This is a genomic window from Corynebacterium tuscaniense DNF00037, assembly GCF_000759055.1.
GTDB lineage: Bacteria > Actinomycetota > Actinomycetes > Mycobacteriales > Mycobacteriaceae > Corynebacterium > Corynebacterium tuscaniense.
Genome location: NZ_JRNG01000002.1, coordinates 35051 through 59244, shown reverse-complemented (window position 1 = coordinate 59244; position 24194 = coordinate 35051). Strand labels below are relative to the sequence as shown.

General features: G+C 57.5%; 22 protein-coding genes. 15 read left to right on the top strand and 7 right to left on the bottom strand.

The window, feature by feature from the left end:
• The first annotated feature begins 31 nt into the window (after positions 1–31).
• The 4 genes from HMPREF2129_RS10510 to dnaE are packed head-to-tail and all read left to right on the top strand — an operon-like array spanning position 32 to position 6910.
• Complete coding sequence (locus HMPREF2129_RS10510) at positions 32–1285, top strand: efflux RND transporter periplasmic adaptor subunit (protein ID WP_052092480.1); 1254 nt, start codon at positions 32–34, stop codon at positions 1283–1285.
• Between the two features lie 24 nt (positions 1286–1309).
• Positions 1310–2035, top strand: a complete 726-nt coding sequence (locus tag HMPREF2129_RS00890; protein ID WP_052092478.1) for an ABC transporter ATP-binding protein — start codon at positions 1310–1312, stop codon at positions 2033–2035.
• Entirely contained in the window at positions 2036–3331 is a 1296-nt protein-coding gene (locus tag HMPREF2129_RS00885) for an ABC transporter permease (protein WP_034661804.1), read from the top strand.
• 24 nt (positions 3332–3355) lie between these two features.
• Positions 3356–6910: a DNA polymerase III subunit alpha gene (gene dnaE, locus HMPREF2129_RS00880; protein WP_034661801.1), complete on the top strand. Its 3555-nt coding sequence runs from the start codon at positions 3356–3358 to the stop codon at positions 6908–6910.
• 2 nt (positions 6911–6912) lie between these two features.
• Here dnaE and HMPREF2129_RS00875 read toward each other — a convergent pair whose 3' ends face one another.
• Complete coding sequence (locus HMPREF2129_RS00875) at positions 6913–7287, bottom strand: hypothetical protein (protein WP_034661798.1); 375 nt, start codon at positions 7285–7287, stop codon at positions 6913–6915.
• A gap of 90 nt (positions 7288–7377) precedes the next feature.
• Here HMPREF2129_RS00875 and ilvA point away from each other — a divergent pair, with 90 nt between their 5' ends.
• Positions 7378–8649 (top strand): threonine ammonia-lyase IlvA, encoded by a 1272-nt coding sequence (gene ilvA, locus HMPREF2129_RS00870; RefSeq protein ID WP_034661795.1) that lies wholly within the window; start codon positions 7378–7380, stop codon positions 8647–8649.
• On the opposite strand, the gene treZ is transcribed toward ilvA, so the two are convergent.
• Positions 8639–10345: a malto-oligosyltrehalose trehalohydrolase gene (gene treZ / locus HMPREF2129_RS00865; protein ID WP_034662021.1), complete on the bottom strand. Its 1707-nt coding sequence runs from the start codon at positions 10343–10345 to the stop codon at positions 8639–8641. The two genes, ilvA and treZ, sit on opposite strands and share 11 nt — an antisense overlap.
• A gap of 30 nt (positions 10346–10375) precedes the next feature.
• Here treZ and HMPREF2129_RS00860 point away from each other — a divergent pair, with 30 nt between their 5' ends.
• The 3 genes from HMPREF2129_RS00860 to HMPREF2129_RS00850 are packed head-to-tail and all read left to right on the top strand — an operon-like array spanning position 10376 to position 11620.
• Positions 10376–11005, top strand: coding sequence for a YigZ family protein (locus tag HMPREF2129_RS00860; protein WP_034661793.1), 630 nt, complete (start codon positions 10376–10378; stop codon positions 11003–11005).
• Positions 11006–11015: 10 nt separating this feature from the next.
• Positions 11016–11252 carry a hypothetical protein gene (locus HMPREF2129_RS00855; RefSeq protein ID WP_034661790.1) on the top strand — a complete coding sequence of 79 codons (237 nt, stop codon included), beginning with the start codon at positions 11016–11018 and terminating at the stop codon, positions 11250–11252.
• Positions 11252–11620: an RNA-binding S4 domain-containing protein gene (locus HMPREF2129_RS00850; protein WP_034661787.1), complete on the top strand. Its 369-nt coding sequence runs from the start codon at positions 11252–11254 to the stop codon at positions 11618–11620. Before HMPREF2129_RS00855 ends, HMPREF2129_RS00850 begins: the two co-directional genes overlap by 1 nt.
• Here the strand turns inward: HMPREF2129_RS00850 and treY are convergent.
• From treY to HMPREF2129_RS00825, 5 genes are read right to left on the bottom strand one after another with little or no spacing between them, the layout of a single operon-like run.
• A complete protein-coding gene (gene treY / locus HMPREF2129_RS00845) occupies positions 11617–13977 on the bottom strand; it encodes a malto-oligosyltrehalose synthase (protein WP_034661785.1) in 2361 nt (786 codons plus the stop codon). The genes HMPREF2129_RS00850 and treY overlap by 4 nt on opposite strands.
• Positions 13978–13981: 4 nt before the next feature.
• Positions 13982–14578: a hypothetical protein gene (locus tag HMPREF2129_RS10505; RefSeq protein ID WP_052092474.1), complete on the bottom strand. Its 597-nt coding sequence runs from the start codon at positions 14576–14578 to the stop codon at positions 13982–13984.
• A 24-nt stretch (positions 14579–14602) separates the two neighbouring features.
• Positions 14603–15853: an exonuclease domain-containing protein gene (locus tag HMPREF2129_RS00835; RefSeq protein ID WP_034661781.1), complete on the bottom strand. Its 1251-nt coding sequence runs from the start codon at positions 15851–15853 to the stop codon at positions 14603–14605.
• Positions 15850–18021 carry a glycogen debranching protein GlgX gene (gene glgX, locus HMPREF2129_RS00830; RefSeq protein WP_034661780.1) on the bottom strand — a complete coding sequence of 724 codons (2172 nt, stop codon included), beginning with the start codon at positions 18019–18021 and terminating at the stop codon, positions 15850–15852. The genes HMPREF2129_RS00835 and glgX overlap by 4 nt, the downstream gene beginning before the upstream one ends.
• Positions 18005–18562, bottom strand: coding sequence for a TetR family transcriptional regulator (locus tag HMPREF2129_RS00825; RefSeq protein WP_052092473.1), 558 nt, complete (start codon positions 18560–18562; stop codon positions 18005–18007). Before HMPREF2129_RS00825 ends, glgX begins: the two co-directional genes overlap by 17 nt.
• Positions 18563–18739: 177 nt before the next feature.
• On the opposite strand from HMPREF2129_RS00825, the gene HMPREF2129_RS10500 reads away from it, so the two are divergent.
• The 7 genes from HMPREF2129_RS10500 to HMPREF2129_RS00790 are packed head-to-tail and all read left to right on the top strand — an operon-like array spanning position 18740 to position 24189.
• A complete protein-coding gene (locus tag HMPREF2129_RS10500) occupies positions 18740–19399 on the top strand; it encodes a hypothetical protein (protein ID WP_052092471.1) in 660 nt (219 codons plus the stop codon).
• Positions 19381–19818, top strand: a complete 438-nt coding sequence (locus HMPREF2129_RS00815) for a hypothetical protein (protein ID WP_034661777.1) — start codon at positions 19381–19383, stop codon at positions 19816–19818. The genes HMPREF2129_RS10500 and HMPREF2129_RS00815 overlap by 19 nt, the downstream gene beginning before the upstream one ends.
• A gap of 13 nt (positions 19819–19831) precedes the next feature.
• Complete coding sequence (hisD, locus tag HMPREF2129_RS00810; protein ID WP_034662008.1) at positions 19832–21142, top strand: histidinol dehydrogenase; 1311 nt, start codon at positions 19832–19834, stop codon at positions 21140–21142.
• The gene (locus tag HMPREF2129_RS00805; protein WP_034661775.1) at positions 21142–22233 is read left to right on the top strand and encodes a histidinol-phosphate transaminase; all 1092 of its coding nucleotides are present in this window, start codon (positions 21142–21144) and stop codon (positions 22231–22233) included. The genes hisD and HMPREF2129_RS00805 overlap by 1 nt, the downstream gene beginning before the upstream one ends.
• A complete protein-coding gene (hisB, locus tag HMPREF2129_RS00800) occupies positions 22226–22828 on the top strand; it encodes an imidazoleglycerol-phosphate dehydratase HisB (RefSeq protein WP_034661773.1) in 603 nt (200 codons plus the stop codon). Before HMPREF2129_RS00805 ends, hisB begins: the two co-directional genes overlap by 8 nt.
• Positions 22828–23004 (top strand): hypothetical protein, encoded by a 177-nt coding sequence (locus tag HMPREF2129_RS10950; RefSeq protein WP_156959205.1) that lies wholly within the window; start codon positions 22828–22830, stop codon positions 23002–23004. The genes hisB and HMPREF2129_RS10950 overlap by 1 nt, the downstream gene beginning before the upstream one ends.
• The gene (locus HMPREF2129_RS00790; RefSeq protein ID WP_034661771.1) at positions 23005–24189 is read left to right on the top strand and encodes an MFS transporter; all 1185 of its coding nucleotides are present in this window, start codon (positions 23005–23007) and stop codon (positions 24187–24189) included.
• The last annotated feature ends 5 nt before the right edge of the window (positions 24190–24194 follow it).

Genomic DNA, 24194 nt, shown 5'->3' with positions numbered 1-24194 from the left:
GTGGGCACGTCGGGCTGGGGTCTCATTGGCTATGGCAACGTCTCTGTTTTTCACCACCGCTTGTGGTGCGGGTGAGAAGGGTGCTAACGATGCTGTTTCAGCGGGCGATTACGCGGTGGCAGCACGTGAAAATGTAGTGGACAGCATCGTCGTTGATGGCACTGTAGAGCCGGTACGTACTGCCGCGATTTCCAGCACTCTGACAGTTCCGGTGGGGACCGTGCATGTGCAGGTAGGGGACCGTGTCAAACAGGGGCAGCTGCTGGTGACAATGGATACGTCTTCCATTGAGCGTCAGTTGAATGCTTCCGGTGAGTCGATCACGATGACAGCTGCTGCAGGCCAAGTCGAACGTGCAGTTCAGGACGCTGGTGAGGCCATCCATGACAGCATTAGTTCCATCTTCCCGCAGGGTGCCCCACCACCACCGGCACCCGCCCCTGCTCCAGGTCCGAGCCGGGAGGAGATTGAACAGGCCCTCGTTGAAGCGCATGAACAAGGGCGTGTGGAAGGCCAGAATGAAGCTCAGGCCGCTGTCGAAGAGCAGCTGGGTACACAGCAGGGTATTCCACCTGGGATGGGAGAGGATACGAGCTCTCTTGAGTACCAGATGGAAGAACGTGAGATTTTTGCGCCGATGGACGGTGTTGTCACCAAGATCGAGGCGCAAGAAGGTGCCCCAGCTGCTGGTGCTTTGTTGACTATTGCGGATGCTTCGCGCTTGCTGGTCAAGGCGAATGTGCGTGAGACTGACGTGGCCAGGGTGAAGGAAGGCAACCGGGTTGAGTTCACCACCCCCGTGACTGGGGATAAGAAAATTGAGGGTCGCGTGCGCAAAATTGCGCCGATGGCAGAGGAGACAGACCCAGCGGCACGTGCCATGCAGCAGGGGCAGGGACAGGGACAGTCGAAGGACTCTGGCATTTTGTTCCCAGTGGAGATTGAAGTTGTCGGGGACATGAATGACCTGCGCTTGGGTGGTTCGGCGCGTGCGGAGATCATCACGGATGAAACTAAGGATGGGTTGAGCATTCCGCGCGACGCGGTCTATGGGGATGGCAAGGTGCTGGTGCTTGTGCCTGAGGAGGACTCGACGGCGACGGTAGAGGAACGCACGGTGAAAACTGGTGTGAAGAATGACACGGACATCGCCGTGACTGGTGGTGATCTGAAGGAAGGCGACATGGTCGTTGCCTGGCCTGATGATTACAAGGACAAGGTTGGTGAGACAGTCCAGATCGCCGATGAGTCTTTTGGCCAGGACAAGAACGATAAGAAGGACTAGACAGTGAGCAGTTCTGTTCACGGTATGACGCCAGAGCTGGTCGAGATTGATCCAGATCAACTGGTGTGCATGCGAGGAATCGTCAAGACCTACAACCAGGGCAAAGACACTGAGCTGACGGTGTTGCACGGGATTGATTTTGATACCAAGCACGGTGAGTTCGTGTCCATCGTGGGTCCTTCGGGTTGCGGTAAGTCAACGCTGATGAACCTGATCGGGATGTTGGATAAGCCCACCCACGGCGGTTACGCGTTCAATGGTGAGGATATTTTCATCAAAAATGACAATGAGTTGGCGTCGTACCGCTCGCAAAATATCGGGTTTATTTTCCAGAACTTCAACCTGGTTGGGCGCATTAATGCGTTGCAAAATGTGGCGATGCCGATGATGTACGCGGGCGTCGGTAAGCAAGAACGCGAGGAGCGTGCCGCCGAGCTTCTGGAGATGGTCGGGATGGGGGACCGAATCTCACATGCGCCGAACGAGCTTTCTGGTGGCCAGAAGCAACGTGTGGCGATTGCACGCAGCCTTGCGAATGATCCGGATTTGTTGCTGGCGGATGAACCGACGGGGGCGTTGGATTCGAGGACGGGCCGCATGGTGATGGATCTGTTCCATCAGCTCAATGAGGAGTACGGCAAGGCCATCGTGTTCATCACTCACAACCCGGACCTTGCACAAGAAACACGGCGGATTGTGGAGATGAAGGACGGCCGAATCGTCGATGTGCATGCGGGAGGTGGGCGCTAGATGGAATTGCGTGAATCAATCAACCTCGCCGTGGGCAGCTTGCGCACGAACAAGATGCGTTCGGTGCTGACGCTTCTGGGCATCATCATCGGCATCATGGCCGTGATCATCATCATGACGTTGGGGCGTGGCCTCCAGAATCAGGTTCTCAGTGGCCTGGAAGACATCGGGGCGTCGCAGCACATCGTGCTGATCACGGAGAAGCCGGAAGAGTCCGAACAGCAAGAAGATACGTTTTCCGGTGGCTTTAATATGCCGGTCACGGATGAGCAAGACATGGTCTCTTTGGAGCAACTCCAAGAGATCAAGGATCATTTCGGGCCACGTGTTGAGGGCGTGGATATTCAGGAAACGCTCTCCGCGGAGACAACCTACGGGGATAAGACAGCCATTGTTGATGTGATTCCGGTGTTGGCGGATTCGATGAAGGTCCGCAACGTGGAGCTCTCTTACGGGCGCGCTATTACCGAGCAGGACATTGCCACACAGCGCCCAGTTGCGGTTGTGTCGCAGGAGCTTGTTGACGCATTCTTTGGCGGTGATGCCGCCTCTGCCATTGGTGAACGCATTGATGTCACAGGTGCATCTACCGGTGTATTCACCATTATTGGCGTCGCTGAAGGTGAGCAGAAGAGTGCGGATGATTTTGGCCAGCAGACTGCATTCGGACAGATGTACATTCCTGTCAGCGTGTCTGACCGGGTGGGCCAGAAGATCGAGAATGTCTTCAACTTTGTTGTGATGACTCGCGGTGATGAGGACCCGGCGGCGTTCCGGGAGGAGCTGCAAACGTATCTTGATCGCTGGTATGCGCATAACGACGAAGCTCAGGTTGAAGTCATTGATATGCAGGCGGAATTAGCTGCCTTCACGAGCATCTTCGGGATCATCAGTACGGTGCTCGCCGCCATCGCGGGTATCTCACTGCTCGTCGGCGGTATTGGCGTGATGAACATTATGTTGATCACGGTGACGGAGCGCACGCGTGAGATCGGTGTGCGTAAGGCCCTTGGTGCAACGCAGCGCGATATCCGGACTCAGTTCATCGTTGAGGCAGTCATGGTTGGTTTGCTGGGTGGTGTCATCGGCGTGGTGCTTGGCGGGGGCATAGGCATCTTCGCTAGTGGCTTCATCGGAATGATCGATGGTGAGTCTTACGGCCCAGTCGCTTTTCCGCCCATTGGCGCAGTTTTGTTCGCGTTGTTGTTCTCTATGGCGATTGGTGTGTTCTTTGGTGCTTATCCGGCGAATAAGGCGGCAAAGATGCAGCCTATTGACGCGCTGAGGTACGAGTAGACAAGCGGGCTAGACTAAGCAGCTATGGCCAAGAATTCCTCCTTCGTCCACCTGCATAACCACACCGAGTTTTCCATGCTTGACGGCATGGCAAAGGTGGATTTGTTGGCGGAAGAAGTGGACCGCCAGGGCATGCCTGCCGTGGGCATGACGGACCACGGAAACATGTTTGGTTCGAATGCCTTTTACCGCCGTATGACGGAGGCGGGCATCAAGCCGATCATTGGTATTGAGGCGTATATGGCCCCGGAGTCACGTTTTAACAAGAAGCGTGTGTTGTGGGGCACCCCTGACCAGAAGAGCGATGATGTCTCCGCTTCGGGTGCGTACTTGCACCAGACGATGCTGGCGGAGAATGTGACGGGCTTGCGCAATTTGTTCCGGTTGAGCTCTCTTGCGTCGTATGAGGGCCAGTTGGGTAAGTGGCCACGCATGGATGCGGAGCTGATCGCGGAACATGCGGACGGCATCATTGCCACAACTGGTTGTCCCTCTGGTGATGTGCAGACGCGTTTGCGTCTTGGGCAGTATGACCAGGCGCTTGAAGCAGCCGCGATGTGGCAGGACATCTACGGTAAGGACAATTACTTCCTTGAGTTAATGGACCATGGCCTGCACATTGAGCGTCGTGTGCGTGATGATTTGCTGCGCATCGGCCAGGCGTTGGAGTTGCCGCCGTTGGTGACGAATGACTGCCACTACGTCCTTGAATCGCAGGCGCCGGCACACGAGGCAATGTTGTGTGTGCAGACTGGTAAGACTCTGTTGGACCCGGACCGTTTCAAGTTTGATGGCACTGGTTACTACATCAAGACCGCGCAGCAGATGCGTGAGGTGTGGGATGACATGGTTCCGGATGCCTGCGATAACACGCTGTGGATTGCGGAACGTGTGGGGGATTACGGCGAGTTGTGGGAAGAGCACCCGCATGACCGTATGCCGCTGGCAACTGTGCCGGAGGGGGAGACTCCGACGACGTGGCTGCGCAAGGAAGTGCACCGTGGTCTGCAGGAGCGTTTTGACGGTGGCACGGTGCCGGAGGAGTACCTCAAACGCGCGGATTATGAGATTGATGTCATTGACATGAAGGGGTATCCGTCCTACTTTCTCATCGTCGCCGAGCTGATTAAGCATGCGCGTTCTATTGGTATTCGGGTTGGTCCGGGGCGTGGTTCGGCAGCAGGTTCGCTGGTGGCGTATGCGCTGACCATCACGAATATTGATCCGATTGAGCATGGTCTGCTCTTCGAGCGATTTTTGAACCCGGAGCGTCCTTCCGCGCCGGATATTGATATTGACTTTGATGATCGGCGCCGCGGCGAGATGATCACTTACGCTGCTGAAAACTGGGGCGAGGACAAAATCGCCCAGGTGATCACCTTCGGCACGGTGAAGACGAAGCAGGCGATCAAGGACGCAGCGAAGGTGAACTTTGGTCAGCCGGGCTTCCAAATGGCGGACCGTATCAATGCAGCGTTGCCGCCGGCGATCATGGCAAAGGATATTCCGCTGGCCGGCATCATGGACCCGGAGCATGAGCGGTACTCGGAAGCAGCCGAGGTGCGTTCCATGATTGAGACGGACCCGGATGTGGCCAAGATTTATGAAACGGCGCGCGGGCTTGAAGGTGTGGTCCGTCAGGCGGGTGTCCACGCCTGTGCGGTGATCATGGCGTCTGTGCCACTTATGGACCATATTCCGATGTGGAAGCGTCCCGCTGATGGTGCGTTGATCACTGGGTGGGATTACCCGGCATGTGAGGCCATCGGTTTGCTGAAGATGGATTTCTTGGGTCTGCGCAACCTGACTGTGCTGGGTGACGCCATTGAGAATATTCAGAAGAACCGTGGTGAACATGTTCACTTAGACACGCTGGATACGGATGATGAGGCGGTCTATGAGTTGTTGTCGCGCGGTGACACGTTGGGCGTGTTCCAGCTGGACTCCGGAGGCATGCAGGAGCTGCTGAAGCGTATGAAGCCAACGGGTTTCAATGACATCGTGGCTTCGCTGGCGCTGTATCGTCCGGGGCCAATGGGGGTGAATGCGCACTGGGATTATGCGGACCGTAAGAACGGGCGCAAGCCAATTACCCCGATTCACCCGGAGCTGGAAGAGCCACTGCGGGAGATTCTGGATGAGACGTATGGTCTGATTGTCTACCAAGAGCAGATCATGAACATCTCCCAGAAGGTGGCTAACTACACCGCTGGTGAAGCTGATGGCTTCCGTAAGGCCATGGGTAAGAAGAAGCCTGAGGTGTTGGCTAAGGAGTATGAGAAGTTCTCCGAAGGCATGTTCAGCAACGGCTATTCCAAGGGTGCAGTGGATGCGTTGTGGGGAACGATTGAGCCGTTTGCATCCTACGCGTTTAACAAGTCGCACGCTGCAGGTTATGCGCTGGTGTCTTATTGGACTGCCTACCTGAAGGCGAATTATGCGGCTGAATATATGGCGGCCCTGTTGACGTCGGTAGGCGATAAGAAGGACAAGTCGGCGATCTACCTTGCGGATTGCCGCCACCTGGGCATTTCCGTGTTGCCACCGGACATTAATGAGTCGGAGGAGAACTTCCTCGCTGTGGACAAGGACATCCGTTACGGGTTGGCTGCTGTGCGCAACGTGGGCGTGGAAGTTGTGGAATCGATCCGGGAGACCCGTCGAACGAAGGGCGATTTCACATCCTTCTCCGATTACTTGGACAAGATTGATCTTCTGCCGTGCAACAAGCGCATCACGGAGTCTTTGATCAAGGCAGGTGCGTTCGACTCTTTGGGGCACCCGCGCAAGGGCCTCATGCTTGTGTCTGACGATGCGGTGGATTCAGTGCTGACCACGAAGAAGGCTGCGGATAAGGGGCAGTTTGATCTCTTCGCATCGCTTGGCGACGCGGAAGCGGCGGCCGCATTCTCCATCGAGGTTCCCGACGATGAGTGGGAAAAGAAGCACAAGCTGGCGCTCGAACGTGAAATGTTGGGTCTTTATGTGTCCGGGCACCCGCTGGACGGATTCGAAGAAGCGATTGCGGCACAGACGGATACGCCACTGCCGAAGATTCTCGAAGGTGGGATGCGCCATGGTGATGAGGTCACCATTGGCGGCATTATTTCGGCGGTGGACCGGAGGTTCTCTAAGAAGGACGGCTCGCCGTGGGCCATTGTCACACTGGAGGATCACCACGGCGCCCAGGTCGAGGTGCTGTTGTTCAATAAGGTGTACGCGCTCGTTGCCCCGCAGATCGTGGAGGACAACATCATCCTGGTCAAAGCGCATGTTTCCATCCGTGATGAGCGCATGAGTCTCTTCGGCGATGACGTGAAGGTGCCGGAGCTGGGGCCAGGCAATGGTGCTGGTCTGCCATTGCGACTGACGCTGCGCACGGAACAGTGCACGATGGACAACATCCAGAAATTAAAACAGGTCCTGACAAACAATCCGGGTGATTCGGATGTTTACCTGAACCTGGTGAATGGGGACCACTCCCAACTGATGATTCTGGGCGATCACCTCAGGGTGGAGCGGTCCGGCAGCCTCATGGGCGACCTGAAGGCCGCGATGGGCGCTGGGGTGTTGGGCTAACTTTATTTCCCGCCGAGTCGAGCCCGCAGGTCAGGGTTGAGCAGGAGAACAATCTCCCCAACCTTGGCCAGCATGGTAATGGCCGCTGCGACAGTAGCAACGATCAAAGAGAGCATCTTGAAGTGGTTGCTCTGCATGTAGGCACCAACGCGGTTCAGGGTAGAAGAGTTCTCGGGAAATCCCCCGTCTGGAGCCGGGTCGCTGGAAGCGCCGTTCGTATCCCACCGGTCCTTGGTGGGATCAAGCTCGTTATTGTCCTTTGTGTCTCGGGTTTCCTGGCTTTCCTTCACCTCCGCAGTGGTTTCTGCCAAGGCGGCGGGAGTGACAGAGAAAGCGGTGGTGGCCGCGAGCGCGGCGGCGATGAGGGTCTTCTTCACGGGGGCTCCTTCTTGAGATTTCTAACCGCGAAAAGTGTACGTCCTTGCCGGGGTAAAACCAAGAGATAAAGGGGGCTAAGATATGGGCCTATGACTTTCGCACCCGTCCACGCAGCCGATATCCAAGCAGCACAGGCGGATATTTCCCGCATTATTGCTCCGACTCCGCTGCAGTACTGCCCGCGGCTTTCGCAGCAGTATGGCGTGGAGGTGTATCTGAAGCGTGAAGATCTTCAGGATGTGCGGTCGTACAAGATTCGCGGTGCATATTACAACATTTCCAAGCTTTCCGCAGACGAAAAGGCAGCCGGTGTCGTCGCAGCATCAGCTGGTAACCACGCGCAGGGTGTGGCGTACGCATGCCGCTCGATGGGGATTGACGGCAAGATCTTTGTGCCGAAGCGCACGCCGAAGCAGAAGCGTGACCGGATTTTGGTGCACGGTGGGGATTCGGTTGAGCTTGTATTGACCGGCAACAACTTTGACGAGGCAGCAGAAGCAGCCCACGAGGATGCTCTCGCACGCGGTGCCACCATGGTGGAGCCGTTCAATGCGCGTAACACTGTGATTGGACAGGGCACCGTGGCAGCAGAGGTAGTGACGCAGCTTTCGGCGCTGGGGAAGTCGCTAGACAACATTCTGGTGCCTGTCGGCGGTGGCGGGCTCATCGCCGGTATCGCTTCTTACTTGGCTGATATGTCGCCACGCACTGCCATTGTGGGACTGGAACCGGCCGGAGCGGCGTCGATGGCGGCGGCGATGAAAGCGGGGGAGCCGGTCACGCTGAAGGACGTGGACCCTTTCGTTGATGGTGCCGCCGTGAAGCGCGTTGGTGATATTAACTACGAGATCGTGGAACAGAACCAGGGCCGGATTCATCTCACTGACGTGGATGAAGGTGCGGTGTGCACGAACATGCTGGACTTGTATCAAAACGAAGGCATCATCGCGGAGCCCGCCGGTGCGTTGTCGGTGGCAGGTCTGGCTGAGGTGAACCTCGCGCCGGGCAGCACCGTGGTGTGCGTGGTCTCCGGCGGTAATAATGACGTGCTGCGCTACGCCGAGATTATGGAGCGTTCCCTGGTCCACCGCGGTCTGAAGCACTACTTCCTGGTCAACTTTGCGCAGGAGCCGGGCCAGCTGCGCCGTTTCCTCAACGATGTGCTGGGCCCGGACGATGATATTGCACTCTTCGAGTACCTGAAGAAGAACAACCGCGAAACCGGTGCGGCGCTCGTTGGCCTGGAATTGGCGCGTGCAACGGACTTGGAGCCGTTGCTGCAGCGTATGGAGGATGCTTCCTTTGACTGTGAGCGGCTCATGCCGGGTACTCCGGAGTATGACTACATCGTTATCGGCTAATCACCGCAAAACCCCAGGGATCCAGCACGGTTGAGGTGTTTGTAGTTTTCGGCTGTGTGAAGGAGTAAACAAGCTCGCCGCCGACGGGCACGGTGACGGGTTCGCCGGAGAAATTTGCGGCGAGCACGACATCGTCATAACCCATCGTGAGCCAACCTGCCCCGTGCTCTACCTGCAATTCACGGAGATCATCACGGGCAAGGTTGAAGTCTTTGCGGAGTGACAACAGCTTCTTGTAGGCAGAGAGCATCTGTGCAGAATCGTCCCCGAAATCCCAGTTGAGCTTCGCGGAATCGAATGTGGCGGGATCGGCTGGCTCGGGCACGGCGTCTAAGTCCCAGCCGTAGCGCGCGAATTCATGTGCGCGGCCCTCGCTGGTCAGGCGCAGCAGACGTTCATCGGTGTGAGACACGAAGAAAGGGAATGGGGTCTGTGCGTAGGTCTCTTCCCCCATGAAAATCATGGGGGTGAAAGGGGAGAAGAAGATCACCGCAGCTTTCAGAGCATGTTGTGCAGGTGTCAGGTTCTGGGACGGACGATCACCTTTTGCGCGGTTGCCCACCTGGTCGTGCGTGGTGGTGTAGGTGATCAGTTTCCACGGGGGGATGCGGGTGAGGTCTAATTCTTTCCCATGGGTTCGTTCACGGAAAGATGAGTAGGTGCGGCGGAAGCGATAGCCGTTGCGCAGGGTGTCAGCGAGAATGTCTAGGCTGCCGAAATCTGCGTAGTAAGCGTTGTTTTCGCCGGTGATGAGGGTGTGGAGGGCATGGTGGACGTCGTCAAGCCACTGTGCGTCGAGCCCATATCCACCGTGCTCATAGTCACTGATGATGCGGGGATCATTCAGATCGGATTCAGCGATGATGATGGCACCCGTCTCATCCGCGATCAAGTTGATCTCTTCCATGATGGAGTACGCTGCGCGGTCATCATAGGAGTGCACCGCATCGAGGCGCAGACCGTCCACGTGGAATTCTTCGAGCCACTGGCGCACCGCATCGAGGACGTACTGGCGGACCTCATCTGAATGTGCGCCGGAAAGATTGACCACATCGCCCCAACCAGTCGAGCCCATCGAGGTGTACGGGCCGAAATGCCCGTTGTAGTTGCCGTCGGGGCCAAAGTGGTTGTATACGACGTCGAGGAAGACGCTGATGTTGTGGGCATGTGCAGTGTCAACAAGTTTCTTCAGTTCGTGTGGTCCACCGTAACCTTCGTGGACAGCGAACCAATCCACGCCGTCATAGCCCCAATTTCGCTCCCCGCCGAAAGGTTGCACGGGCATGAGCTCGATGGCGGTCACACCGAGGTCAGCGAGATAAGCAAGCTTATCGACGACCCCCGCAAACGTCCCCTCCGGCGTAAACGTACCCACGTGAAGCTCATAGATCACCTGGCCTTGGAGCTTTTTCGGTGTCCACCCTTGATCAGTCCACGGGAAGTCCGTGCCGAAGACTTCCGATAACCCATGCACACCATCCGGCTGGCGGCGCGTGCGCGGGTCCGGAAAAGGGCCGGCCCAGTCGTTCCCATCGTGAAGGAGATAGCCGTAACGCTGGCCCGGTTCCTTGGTGATTTCGGAGACCCACCAACCTCTTTTCTTGGCTCGCTTCATCGGATGGTGGGCACTGTCCACGACAAGTTGGACGTCATGTGCACGCGATGCCCATACTTCAAAGCGCTCGGTGGAACTCATGAACTCCACACTAAGTAAAATGCGGGAACGATGCTTGTTTCCTACGAACTACCAGCACCTGACCTGGTTACCCATGAAATCACCATCAAACGCTCACGCTTCATCACATGGATCACCCGCGCGGAATCCGAGGAGGAAGCGCGTGAGGTCATTGCGAAAGCGAAAGCGACCTACCCGGATGCGCGGCACCACTGCTCCGCATTCATCCTGCACGGACAGAACCCCGTTGAACGTTCCAGTGATGATGGTGAGCCATCCGGCACTGCCGGGAAGCCCATGCTGGATGTGCTGCGCGGCTCTGGGATGCAGAACATCGTGGCGGTGGTGATCCGCTACTTCGGTGGGATCAAACTTGGGGCTGGTGGGCTGGTACATGCTTATTCGGGTGCCGTGTCCGAAACACTGGAACATGTCGCGCGGGTAGAGAAACGTTTGCGGCACCTCGTGGCTGTGGATCTACCTCATGCGGAAGCCGGCCGAATTGAAGCGGACCTGCGCACCAGCGGCATCGATGTGGTGGACGTCCAGTACGGTGCAGCTGCCACGTACACGCTGGGTATTGATCCGGGTGGACTGGAAAACCTCAACGAATTGCTGGCGGCACTGACCCAAGGCACGGCAGAAGCAGTGGAAACCGGCGAGACCTGGGTGGAACGCTAAACTAAACGGCATGACTTTACAGCCTCGCCCCCATAATCCGATTGAAGCGCGCAAGCAGGCAGTGCGAGAGCACTCACGCAACGCCGTAATCAGCATTGGTGGAGGTGTCGTCGGTGGCGTCGTGCTTGGCTTGATCTTCCCCTCCTTCTGGCTCTGGTTTAGCCTTGGCCTCGTTGTGGCCGTTGTCGGTGGCGTGTACAACTACGTCAAAGTCCAGCAGATTATCAACCACCAGGACGAGTACTAGTGGAACCAGTCCGGATCGACGTGTGGATCTGGGCTGTGCGCATGTACAAAACCCGATCCGACGCAGCTAATGCAGTTCGCGCCGGGCATGTAAAACTCAACGGGAACGCGGTCAAACCCTCAGCCAAGGTTGTGCCCGGGGACCGCGTCAAAGCGTGGAAAGACTACCGCGACCTTGAGTACGAAGTGGTAGAAACCATACGCAAACGTGTCGGTGCCTCTGTTGCGCGGGCCTGTTACGTCGACCATTCACCTCCACCGCCGCCGAAAGAATATTTCTATTCCATGCCCAAACGCGATCGCGGTGCGGGCCGGCCAACGAAGAAAGAACGGCGTGAGATTGACCGCCTGTTGGGAAGAGACCGCTAGGATCCTGCCACCAAGAGCGCGGTGGGAAGGTTCCCCAGAACATCACTCACCTTGACTGTTCCGGTGAAGGTAGTTGTGGTCAGTCGGTTCGTCCACGTTCCAGGTGGCAACGTGACGGTGGTGGCGCCCCAGCCGCCACTGTCTTCCAACCCGAGCGGGGAGCGGGTAGCAAGCGCAATGACGTCTTTTCCGCGTGCGAGACCCACCAGATGATGGGACGCTTCACCTTCGGCAAAAACAGCACGGTAGTTGTTGGCACTAAAGACTGTTGGTCGTTCGCGGCGGAGGCGCAAGCCTTCGTATACCACCGCCTGTTTCATCCGGTCCGCAGAATCGGTGATGCCTTCTTCCAAGTACTGGTTGAGGGTTTGTGCACGGTGAACATAATCAACAAAGCGGCGATTGTCGGGATCAACCAGGGAGAAATCAATGAACTCTTGACCTTGGTACGTATCTGGAATCCCGGGGCCAATGAGCTGCAGGAGCTTCCGGCCGAGTGAAACCTGCACGGCACCGCGGTGGATCTCTTCAACGAATTCCTGAATCATGCTTGTGGCTGGGCCGTCCACGACCGCGTCGATCCAGTTGGAGATCGCGTTTTCAAACGCTGTGTCATTGTCGAACCAGGTGGTGTGAACACCTGCCTCACGAACTGCTTTTTGTGCGTACGCATGAAGCCGCTGGCGGACATCGTCGGTCATGCCATCGGCGGGCCAAACACCCAGGATATTCTGAATGAGGAAGTGTGCCGTTGCTTGATCCGGGGCAGGCACGAGTGCGCTGACGTGGTGGACCAGCTCGGCGAAGGCTTTCGGGCGCTCCGTGATCTCGATGATGCGTGCTCGTGTGTCTTCACTGCGCTTGGTGTCATGCGTAGTCAACGTCGTCATTGCGCGTGGCCACAACATTGCCCTTTCTTGTTGCAGCAGATGGAATTCTGCCGCGGACACTCCAAAGCGTCCCGGCGCGCCACCGACTTCCTGTAAGGCAATGAGTCGGCATGCACGGTAGAATAATGTGTCTTCCACACCTTTGGCCATGACAGCGCCACACACTTGGGAGAAGCGTGTTTTCGCCTCATCGTTGGCAATGAGCGCAGTGGAGATGAGGTTGAGCGCATCGCAGCGGGAGGGGAAGCGGCGAGCCATGTCGGCGATGATGGTGGATGTCGTACGGGACAGGGAGATGTAGTCCGCGCGGTACACCGGCATCGCGGCGATGAGATCAATGAGGGTTGCTTCTAACTGTTCCGTCCCATCTGCGGAGATAGCCCGGGTGAGGCGGCGGATTTCCGCGGCGAGTTCTGATTGCGCGACTTCACGCTTCAACTGGTGCTCGGCTGCCTCGATGGCAGGGGCATCCCATGTAGAACCAGATTGTTCGAGGGAGAGTATGCTCAGCGCGTCTTCGGCCTCGCGGGAAATGAAGACACCATCGAGTTCGCGCAGAGCGTCATAGCCAGTGGTGCCATCGACAGCAAGGCGGGGATCGAGCGGCTCAGCCACACCGAGGATTTTCTCCGCAATGAGATAGCGGTCCGGCCCGATGAGTGTGCGGAGTTGGTTGAGGTAGGCAAAAGGATCAGCAAGACCGTCTGGGTGGTCAACGCGGACGCCATCGATCACGTCATCGCGGATAAGCTGGCGCAGCACTTTATGGGTGTGCTCAAACACCACGGGGTTTTCTTGGCGGATGCCGGCGAGGCCGTTGACGGAGAAGAAACGGCGGTAGGAGATGACGCCGTCACGCCAGTAATTGAGGCGATAGTGTTGTTTCGAGTACACCTCACGTGGATCATCATCCAAACTGCTGAAAGAGCCGGGGGTGAGGGGGAAATGATGGTCGTAGTAGGCGAGAACAGGTTCCTCCCCCAGCATGGTGAGCGTGAGTTTGTCCTCATCACCGGGGTCACCCAGGATGGGTAGGCCGAGTTTGCCACCGGCGCCGTTATCCTCATGCCAGTCAATGTCGAAGTAGGGCTCGAACTGCGAAGACTGTCCGTTCTTGAGCACGTCCCACCACCAGGCGTTGAGCTCTGGTGTTTCCACACCCACATGATTCGGGACGATGTCCAGGATGAGGCCCAGCCCGGCGGTGTGGGCGGTGGAAGCCAACTCTTTGAGGCCGGTCATCCCACCAAGTTCCTCATTAATCGTCGTCGGGTCTGTTACATCGTAGTTGTGATTCGAATCCGGATACGAGGTGAAGATCGGGGAGAGGTACAGGTGCGACACTCCCAGGTCCGCTAGGTAGGGGACCACAGCGGCGGCTTCAGCAAAACCAAATCCGCGCCCCGCTGGATCAGCGTGGGGGCCACGGAGTTGAAGGCGGTAAGTGGAAGTAATCGGCCGGTCCATGCTTTCATACGATAGTGCGTTTTATTGGGAAGCCGAGGGAGTACGTGAGCACAGTGGCGTAAGGGAACGTTGATGCCGCATGCTCTGCGGTGCAGTCCAGAACGAAGAGTTCACGGTGGTCACGGGTGAGATACGTGATGGACTGTTCGGGCTTTAAAACATCCAAGAAGTGCCGGTGCAACATTTGAAAAGTTTTTGGATGAGCTAGCCAAGACGTGGCGGGTTCGCCTTTGATCTCCAAACCACGGGGAGATTTGGGGCCGAGGCTGAAGCTAGAATTACGTACATCAAAATGCACTGTGTACGGATCACGTTGAGCAGCCAACAACTTCAGCGCCGCGGAATCCCACGCTTGGCGCACAGTGAGCCCACGGCGCCCAAGTTCCACGTGGTCCACAGCGTTGCCGACTGAATCTAACAGCCTAGTGGCGTGGTCGCGGGAAAGGTTAATAGTCACAGGCCCGTCCCATTCATCGTTGATCACGGCGGACGTACGTGGGGTGAGGAAGGCTGAAAGATCCGTCGCGGGGCTCAGGACAGTGTGCGCGCGCTTGACGGTCTCAATGTCGGAAGAAGCAAGAACTGAAGTAGCAATAGTCATACTTCCTTAGACTGCTTCTGGCCTTTATTCGGTTCCCTGACTTTCCAAATCAAGTACAGAGTAGAGTTTTTCTGCAGGCCAGATCTCAATTTCTTGGCCCTTTTCTATGAGTTCGCGGGCGCGTTTTTCCTTCGACGTCGTGGTTGCCCACGCACCGGCGACCACAATGGTGGTCTTCTTGGTCACGTTTTTGCCTACTTGGCCACCTTGGGCAGCAATGCCATTCCACAGCTGACCTTTGTCGTAGGGCTCAAACTCGCCGGTGAGTGTGACGTTCTGCCCATACAGTGGTGCGTTCGGGTCGGCGTTAGGGTTCGGCTCCGGGATGGTGTCGGGGGTTGCTACGGCCTGCCAGGGAGCTGGCTTTTGTTTCTTCCGTTGGCCACGGAATTCCTTCAATACTGGGGTCACTTTGTCAGCACTGATAGACCCAAGTTGGAATCCGGAATCAGTTACGTAATCATTGACCGGTCCCGAGTACTTCGCGCGACGGGCAAGCCCGACCATGATCCCCGCGCATGCAGCAGCGTCCGCAACAGCATCATGGTGTCTATCCAAGGCAATGCCAAAGAATTCAGCCAACGTGGGCAGACGGTGGTTGGACACATCAAGATTTACAGCCCGCGCGTGCGCCAAAGAGCATGCAAAGTTCAGGTGTGGGACCTCAACGCCGGATGCCTGCGCCGCATATCGTAGGGCCGAAGCATCAAAATAAGCGTTGTGGGCAACGACGGTGTGATCGCCGATGTACTCAAAGACACGGGGGAGGATTTCGCTTATCGACGGTTCATTGGCCACATCGTCCGCCGTGATGCCGTGGCAGGCCACGTTGGCATCGTCGAAAAGCGAAAGCTGCTCGGGCGGACGACACAACCACCCTTGTTTGTTGGTGATGATTCCATCTATGACGGTGACAACGCCGATCTGGCAGACCGAGCCCCAGTTCTGGTTTGCAGTTTCCACATCGAGTGCAACAAAGTTGAAACCCGCAATTGCGTCGAGGTTGATTGTTTCACCACGTTGAGCGGCATCGATCACCGCACGCAGTTGTTCTGGGCCTTCCGTATCGCCGGGGGCGAAACGGATCGGCGTAGTACCGATGGTGACAGTGGATTCATCCCACCGGTCACCCGCGTGAACACTCACATCATCGATGTCCACGAGTGGAATGATGGTCGGTTCAGAGGAACCAAGCAGTGCTGCCTCAAGTGGCGCGGGATGGATCTCAACAGCAGAACCTGTCACCGCGAGGCGAGCGCCGTGGGCAGTGATCATGATGCGTCCTCCTCGAAGAGCGGCGGCTCAATCTGACGCAGAACAATCGTGGAACGTGCCGGAACATTCTTCGTTCCCCGCGCCTCAATCTCCTCCGTTTCCGCTGGGTAACCCAACGGTTCAGTGGTGTCAATGAGTACTTCCCACTTGGTACCGAGATTCTTCGGCGGCAGTGTGAATTCGATGTCTTCGTGGAAGGCATTGAACATGAGCAAGAACGAATCATCAGTGACACGCTGGCCACGCTGATCCGGCTCGACGATCTGGTTGCCGTTGAGGTATACCTGCAGGGCCTTGCCAAAAGCGAAGTCCCAATCGCCTTGCGTCATCAGCTCACCATCCGGGACCAGCCATGCGATGTCGCGGTCTCGAACGTCGGTGCCCAACGGGCCACCGGCGAGGAACTGGCGCCGACGGAAAACCGGGTGGTTCTTCCGGATCGCGATGAGGCGGCGGGTGAAGTCATGCAGATTCTCTGCAGCGTCTAGGTGCTCCCAATTCATCCAGGCAATCTCATTGTCCTGGCAGTACACGTTATTGTTACCGCTTTGCGTGCGCGCTAACTCATCACCGTGGGAGATCATCGGGGTGCCCTGGGATAGCAGCAGGGTGGTGAGGAAATTGCGGCGCTGACGTGCACGCAACGCAAGGATCTCCGGATCATCCGTGGGACCTTCAACACCGCAGTTCCACGAACGGTTGTGGTTTTCCCCGTCCCGGCTGTCTTCCTGGTTTTCCTCATTGTGTTTTTGGTTGTAACTCACCAGGTCATTGAGTGTGAAGCCGTCATGGGCTGTGATGAAGTTTATAGATGCGGTGGGGCGGCGCCCATTGTGGTTATACAGGTCCGAAGAACCCGTCAGGCGTGAAGCGAACTCGCCGAGCGTTGACGGCTCACCACGCCAGAAATCCCGCACAGTGTCGCGGTATTTTCCATTCCATTCGCTCCACAACGGTGGGAAATTACCCACCTGATAGCCACCTTCGCCGACGTCCCAGGGCTCAGCAATGAGCTTGACCTGAGAGACGACGGGGTCCTGCTGAACCAGATCGAAGAACGTTGCCAAACGGTCCACATCCGAAAACTCGCGGGCCAGGGTGGACGCAAGATCGAAGCGGAAACCGTCCACACGCATCTCCGTGACCCAGTAGCGCAGGGAATCCATAATGAGCTGCAGCGAGTGTGGGTCGCGGACATTCAGGGAGTTACCGGTTCCCGTGTAGTCCATGTAGTGGAGTTTGTTGTCATCTACGAGCCGGTAGTACGCCTCATTGTCAATGCCACGGAAGGCGATCGTGGGGCCCAAGTGGTTGCCTTCAGCGGTGTGGTTGTACACCACATCAAGGATGACCTCCATGCCTGCCTCGTGGTAGGCGCGCACCATTCCCTTGAATTCTGCTACCGCATCTCCCGGGTTCTCGCCCGCGGCGTAATCCTTGTGCGGGGCAAAGAAACCGAAAGTGTTGTAGCCCCAGTAATTACGTAGACCCAGTTCGCGCAGGCGGTCATCCTGCAGGAATTGGTGTACCGGCATGAGCTCAACAGATGTGATGCCCAGATCCTTCAAGTAGGAAATGACACTGGGGTGTGCCAATCCGGCATAGGTGCCACGCAGATTTTCAGGCACATCTGGGTGGAGCTGCGTCATGCCTTTCACATGCGTTTCATAAATGACCATGTCATTGTCAGGGATACGTGGCGCACGGTCATCGCCCCAATCAAAGAATGGATTGACCACAACGGACAGCATGGTGTGGCCGAGTGAATCCTCTTCATTCCGGCCCGAACCTGGTGGCTCCGCGGAAATGTCGTAGGAGAATAGGGACGAGTGCCCATCAAACTCGCCATCAAAGGCGCGGGCGTACGGGTCAACCAACAATTTGGATGGATCACACCGTTTGCCACTGTTCGGATCCCACGGGCCATGAACCCGGTAGCCATAGCGCTGGCCTGGTAAAACACCGGGCAGGTAGGCGTGCCAGACGTGGTTGTCCACTTCCGCGAGAGGAATCCTCTCCTCATTTCCGTCCGGGTCAATCAAACAGAGCTCGACCTTGTCCGCCACATTAGAAAAAATGGCGAAGTTGGTGCCCGCACCGTCATAGGTGGATCCCAGGGGATAGGCCGATCCAGGCCATACCTGGCTGTGCTCACGAGGGGTTGTCATGAGATTCGATGTTAACCGAATCCGGTTCGTGCCTAAGACCCAGGAGGAGAAGATCCACCGCAGTGTCCACTGATCCACCGCGTGGCGTGCCCGGAGTGCGGGTGACATCCTGCAGCTGAGTGCCCGACTGATAAATGTTGGCCGCCCCCAATGTGAGGAAAAGGAGAGCCTCGGCGGCAGCGTCAGCACGCGGATCAGAATGGGGGAGAGTATCCCGCAGATCACTGACTAGGGAAGCAAAGAGTGGGGAATGTGGTTGAGACACAGCGGCCGTAACGACATCCGCGCCGTCCCGGTGGGATAAGAGCGCACTGCGAATCTGCGCGCACATTTCCCGTGGGTCAGAGTGCTTCTGCACTGGAGCGAGTATGAGTTCCGCCATCGCACTGACCAGGGCTTGTTTGTTTTCAACGTGCCAGTACAAAGCGCCGGGAGCCACCCCAAGATGCCCGGCGACGCGCCGCATAGACACGTCGGCGAGGCCGTATTCATCCAAGATCCCCACCGCCGCTTTGGCAATGAGATCCCGCGACAGTTGCATAACAGCTGACCATACACGCCACCTGTGGCTGGGTTTTCACAGCTTTCTCACGGCAAGTTCATTGGGCAGGCATTGAACCACCTGTAAAAAGGGTTGCTAAGATTCGCTGTGCACTGAAAGCTACACAAAGCAACAATCTCGCGCTTCCGATTGCGAGTTGTGAGGAGAAACTTTTTCATGACGATGACCATCACCTCGAAGAAGACTGTCGCAGCTGCTTGCCTCGCCGCCCCGTTGGCATTGAGCGCTTGCGGTTCCGGGGACGAAGCTTCGAACGTTGTATCCGAGATGGCTACTGTGACCAATGTTGTCACTGCTGGTTCGGAGGCTGACGAAGAAAAGAAGCCGGAAGAAGAAAAGAAACCGGGGGATGAGCAGAATCCGGATGAGGCAGGTGTGGCCAACCCATTTGAAAACGGCAATCTTCCAACCATTGAGGTCAAGCCGGTGGAGGGTGGCCATCCGGCGAGCCAGGAAGACATCAACGCGATGACCGAGACCATGAACCGGATCTACAACCCGGCGGACGTTGTCTCCTGGTCCCGCGTGATCATGAACAACTCCTGCAAGGCAGTGGTGGACAAGACCAACCAGGAGCTCGCTGCGCAAGGCACCAGCCTGGATCAGACTGAGCGTGAGATGCGCCAGGCCGTGGACGCAGCGCGTCTTGCCGGTCAGCCGATTCCACCGGTGCCAGACACGAGCGCGTCCCTCACGGATGTGCGCGTCAACGGTGACACCGCGTCCGCAACGGTGACGGTGACCACCAACGGCCAGGCCGAATCTGGTGTTCAGCGCTTTGCACGTGAAAACGGCCAGTGGAAGGTCTGCAACTAGGACGTTGGGCCGCCGGCACCATCTTCATTTCGGGTGTGTTCGGAGCAGTGGCAGGCGCAGTGTGGGGGATATTGCGTCCCTCTTATGTGCTCGTAGATGAAGGTGGACATCCGGCGGTCGACGTTCTTGCAAGCCCTGACAACGTGGAGTTCGGCTCCTTTGCTGGGTTTGTTGTCCTCACCGGTGTTCTAGGCATCATCATTGGTGCCTTGCCGGGGGTGAAAACTGCATGGCGAATGCTCTTTGTGGCTGCGGTCAGTCTATTTGGCGCTTGGACTTTTCTTGTCGTCGGAACTGTGATGGCGGCTGAGGGGGTTCCGATTCTGCAGCCAGGTGTTGGTTGGTTTGTTGCACCGTTGTGCGCGGCGTTGAGTTACTGGATAGGTATGGTCGCGAGTCTGGGGAAAAACCCGATCTAATAGGATGGTTGGCATGCTCAAAGTGACCGACCTCAGGGGCCAAACACCAACCACATCTGCGTTGCGGCGAGTATTGCCGCGTGGCGGCGTGGACGTCGCAAGCGTTATTCACATCGTGTCGCCGATTATTGATGCGGTGAAGGAGTCGGGGGTAGGCGCTGCCCTTGACTATGGGGAGAAATTCGATGGGGTGCGCCCCGACGCTGTGCGCGTTCCAGCGGGCGTGATTGAAGCGTCTGTAGAGCAGCTTGATCCGAAGGTGAAGGCGGGCCTGGAAGAGGCGATCCGTCGCATTCGTGCTGTGCACGCTGACCAGAAGCCAACGGGCCAGACTACGCAGTTGGCTCCAGGAGCCTCGGTTACAGAAGTCTTTTTGCCGATTTCTCGCGTTGGCCTATACGTGCCGGGCGGCAAGGCGGTCTACCCATCTTCTGTACTCATGAATGCGATTCCGGCGCAGGAGGCCGGTGTGGATTCCCTCGTCGTGTGCTCGCCCCCGCAGGCGGAGCATGACGGGTGGCCACACCCGTCAATTTTGGCAGCATGCGCAATGCTCGGCGTGGATGAAGTGTGGGCAGTCGGCGGCGCACAGGCGGTTGCGCTGATGGCCTACGGCGATGATGAGGCACAGTTGGAACCCGTGGACAAGATCACCGGGCCCGGCAATATCTTTGTGGCGGCTGCGAAGCGTGTGGTCAATGGCGTTGTGGGGATCGATGCGGAGGCAGGTCCGTCTGAGATCGCGGTGCTCGCAGATGATTCGGCGGACCCAAAGTTTGTGGCACTTGATCTGATTTCCCAGGCTGAGCACGATGAGAACGCGGCTTCGGTCCTGATCACGGATTCGGAGGAATTTGCTCGCATTGTGGATGCGGAGATTGATCGGCATGCAGCGGAGACTTTGAACGCGGAGCGCGCGGCTACGGCTCTTGGCGGTGCGCAGTCCGGCATCGTCCTGGTGGATGATTTGGAAGCCGGGATCGCGGTTGCGGATGCCTATGCCGCGGAGCACTTGGAGATTCACACGCGTAATGCGGCTGAGGTGGCGCGCCGGATCACGCATGCGGGCGCCATCTTTGTGGGCCCGTATTCGCCGGTGCCGTTGGGGGATTACATCGCAGGTTCGAACCACGTGCTGCCAACCTCGGGGACCGCGCGGTTTAATCCGGGCCTGACCACGCATACCTTCCTGCGCCCAGTGAATTTGATTGAGTATGACGAGACAGCGTTGAAGGAGGTGGGCCAGCACATCATCGCTTTGTCAGAAGATGAGCAGTTGCCGGCCCACGGTGAGGCGATCAAGGCACGGACGGAGGAAAACTAATGGCTGAATTATCTGATCTGCCACTGCGCGAAGAGCTGCGCGGTAAGTCTGCGTATGGTGCCCCGCAGCTTCACGTGCCATATGCGCTGAATACGAATGAGAACCCGTATCCGCCGTCGCAGACACTTATCGACGATTTGGTGGCCGAAGTTGCCCGCGTTGCCGGTCGCCTGAACCGCTACCCGGAACGCGATTCGGTGGAGCTGCGCGAGGATCTTGCTGCATATGTGAGCCGTCAGACCGGTGTGCACGTGACGGTGGATAACCTCTGGGCCGCGAATGGTTCCAACGAGGTATTGCAGCAGTTGCTGCAGGCTTTTGGCGGGCCGGGGCGGTCCGCGATGGGCTTTGTGCCGTCCTATTCCATGCACCCGATCTTGAGTGCGGGTACGCAGACTGAGTTCATCGGGGTGGAACGCGGTGCGGACTTCCGTATTGACATGGATCGCGCGTTGGAAGCGATCGCTGAGAAGCAACCGGATGTCGTGTTTGTGACAACCCCGAACAACCCGACGGGTGATTCCACCTCGTTGGAGGACATTGAGCGCATTATTGATGCAGCATCCGGCATCGTCATCGTGGATGAGGCGTATGCAGAGTTCTCGCCGAGCCCGTCGGCAGTGACCCTGCTGGCGAAGTACCCAACCAAGCTGGTTGTGTCGCGCACGATGTCTAAGGCTTTTGACTTTGCTGGGGGGCGTCTCGGGTACTTCGTAGCCGACTCGGCGTTCATTGAGGCAGTGATGCTGGTGCGTTTGCCGTACCACCTCTCGGTGATTTCGCAGGCAGCCGCGCGAGTGGCGTTGAGGCATGCGGAGGAGACGCTGAGATACGTCGATAAGCTTGCGCGCGAACGCGAAAGAGTTCAGGCAGCACTGCTCGAGTACGGCTACGAGGTTGTGCCGAGTGAATCGAACTTCCTTTTCTTTGGGCACTTTGATGATGCTGCGGCCGCATGGCAGCAATTCCTTGATCGGGGTGTGCTGATCCGCGATGTCGGCGTGCCGGGACATTTGCGTGTGACAATTGGGTTGGATGAAGAAAACGACGCATTCTTGAACGCGGCGAAGGAGATTAAGAACAATGGCTGATCGCATTGGTAAAGCGCAGCGCACGACGAGCGAGTCGGATATTTCTGTTGAGATCAACCTTGATGGAACAGGCAAGGTGCATGTGGCTACGGGCCTGCCGTTCTTTGACCACATGCTCACCGCATTTGGTACTCACGGCAGCTTTGACCTCACCGTGAAGGCAAAGGGCGATATCGAGCTCGATGCACACCACACCGTGGAGGACACTGCGATCACGCTGGGCTGGGCGCTTATCGACGCAGTGGGGGATAAGAACGGCATCCGCCGCTTCGGTTCTATGGCTCTGCCGATGGACGAGACCCTGGTGAACGCCATCGTGGATATTTCGAACCGCCCGTATTTTGTCATGAACGGTGAGCCGGAGAACATGGAATGGCAGATCATCGGTGGCCACTACGCCACGGTGATTAACCGGCACTTCTTTGAAACGCTGGCGTACAACGCGCGCATTACGCTGCACATCAATGTGGAGTACGGCCGCGACCCGCACCACATCACGGAAGCGGAATACAAGGCAGTGGCACGTGCACTGCGTGCGGCCTATGAAATGGATCCGCGTGTCACCGGTGTGCCGTCCACGAAGGGCGCGCTCTAGTGGGCGTTCTTGGCGGTATTTCCGTATGGATGCTGTTCATTGCAGCGGGTTTGTTAGCGGGCGGGACGTGGTCCTTTTACCGGCAAGATTTGAAAGTCCCGTCGATTGTCATGGGTATCCTTGCGGCGCTCGCACTTGCTGGCGCATTGATTGTGCTCTTTGGGGCGATGCCTTAGATGACTGATGTGAATGTGAAATCAGTATGGTCAGCGCCGGGATATATCCCGGCGCTTATCGCTGTTGCTGCTGCCTTCGGTTCGTGGGCGATGCTGTTGCCGGTCATTCCGGTGGCGGTGTTGGATTCCACGGGTTCTGCTGCGTTGGCTGGCGCATCCACCGGTGTGTTCATGGTTGCCACTGTGGTCACCCAGCTGTTCATGCCACGGGTGTTGCGCCGCTTCACGTACCGTTCCGTGATTGTGATGTCCGCAGTTTTGTTGGGCGTGCCGGCGCTGTTGTTGTCCGTCAGCATGTCGCCGGCAATGGTCTTTTTCGTGTCGATCATTCGCGGCATGGGCTTCGGTGCGATGACGGTGTCTGAGGCGGCGATTATCCCGGAGCTTGTGCCACGGAAGTTTCTGGGCAAAGCCACCGGTATTTTCGGCGCATCAGGTGGGCTGGCACAGTTGATCACACTTCCTGTGGGCCTGGCAGTGGCAGAACGGTTTGGGTACTTCCCGGTGTGGATTCTGGCGCTGTTGGTTGCGGCGCTGGGCGCGGCTGCCTGTTTCAGAATTCCAGCGCTCAAGGGCGCACCAGCTGAGCCCAAGATACGTGGTGCTGCGCCGGGCTGGATCGTCCTGGTGCTGCCGGTGTTGGCCTTGGTGCTCATGTCGGGCGCGTACAGCTTGATCTCTAACTTCCTGCCCGCTGCGATCCGGGAATCGGGGGTTGCGGAAACAGCTGCTTTGGGTGGCATCGTGCTGGCAGTGGTGAATCTCGCGGTGATGTTTGCACGCCTAGCGTCTGGCGCGATTGCAGACCGTCGTGGTGCGCCGGGCGCGCTGATGATCCCGGCGCACCTGTTTGGTGCGGCCGGTATGGCTGGGTTCGCGTGGTGTCTCCATGCGGACAGTGCGCCCGCATGGATTATCGCGACTGCGTTTATGTACGGCATTGGTTTTGGGTTGGTGCAAAACGAGTCCTTGCTCTCCCTGTATTACCGTTGCCCCCCATCACAGATGAGCCTGGCATCAACTGTGTGGAACATCTCCTTTGACGGTGGGCAAGCAGCCGGGTCGTTCCTCTTCGGCTTCCTCATCGTGGGTATTGGCGCGCCCTGGTCATTCGCAGTTGGTGCGGTGATCCTACTGCTCGGCTTGATTGGGGCCCTCACGGACTTCGCGCGCAGCCCCAACTAACATCA

Coding starts and splice junctions, on each gene's coding strand:
- HMPREF2129_RS10510 (WP_052092480.1), top strand. CDS start 32: ATGGCAACGTCTCTGTTTTTCACCACCGCTTGTGGTGCGGGTGAGAAG.
- HMPREF2129_RS00890 (WP_052092478.1), top strand. CDS start 1,310: ATGACGCCAGAGCTGGTCGAGATTGATCCAGATCAACTGGTGTGCATG.
- HMPREF2129_RS00885 (WP_034661804.1), top strand. CDS start 2,036: ATGGAATTGCGTGAATCAATCAACCTCGCCGTGGGCAGCTTGCGCACG.
- dnaE (WP_034661801.1), top strand. CDS start 3,356: ATGGCCAAGAATTCCTCCTTCGTCCACCTGCATAACCACACCGAGTTT.
- ilvA (WP_034661795.1), top strand. CDS start 7,378: ATGACTTTCGCACCCGTCCACGCAGCCGATATCCAAGCAGCACAGGCG.
- treZ (WP_034662021.1), bottom strand. CDS start 10,345: ATGAGTTCCACCGAGCGCTTTGAAGTATGGGCATCGCGTGCACATGAC.
- HMPREF2129_RS00860 (WP_034661793.1), top strand. CDS start 10,376: ATGCTTGTTTCCTACGAACTACCAGCACCTGACCTGGTTACCCATGAA.
- HMPREF2129_RS00855 (WP_034661790.1), top strand. CDS start 11,016: ATGACTTTACAGCCTCGCCCCCATAATCCGATTGAAGCGCGCAAGCAG.
- treY (WP_034661785.1), bottom strand. CDS start 13,977: ATGGACCGGCCGATTACTTCCACTTACCGCCTTCAACTCCGTGGCCCC.
- HMPREF2129_RS10505 (WP_052092474.1), bottom strand. CDS start 14,578: ATGACTATTGCTACTTCAGTTCTTGCTTCTTCCGACATTGAGACCGTC.
- HMPREF2129_RS00835 (WP_034661781.1), bottom strand. CDS start 15,853: ATGATCACTGCCCACGGCGCTCGCCTCGCGGTGACAGGTTCTGCTGTT.
- glgX (WP_034661780.1), bottom strand. CDS start 18,021: ATGACAACCCCTCGTGAGCACAGCCAGGTATGGCCTGGATCGGCCTAT.
- HMPREF2129_RS00825 (WP_052092473.1), bottom strand. CDS start 18,562: ATGCAACTGTCGCGGGATCTCATTGCCAAAGCGGCGGTGGGGATCTTG.
- HMPREF2129_RS10500 (WP_052092471.1), top strand. CDS start 18,740: ATGACGATGACCATCACCTCGAAGAAGACTGTCGCAGCTGCTTGCCTC.
- hisD (WP_034662008.1), top strand. CDS start 19,832: ATGCTCAAAGTGACCGACCTCAGGGGCCAAACACCAACCACATCTGCG.
- HMPREF2129_RS00805 (WP_034661775.1), top strand. CDS start 21,142: ATGGCTGAATTATCTGATCTGCCACTGCGCGAAGAGCTGCGCGGTAAG.
- hisB (WP_034661773.1), top strand. CDS start 22,226: ATGGCTGATCGCATTGGTAAAGCGCAGCGCACGACGAGCGAGTCGGAT.
- HMPREF2129_RS00790 (WP_034661771.1), top strand. CDS start 23,005: ATGACTGATGTGAATGTGAAATCAGTATGGTCAGCGCCGGGATATATC.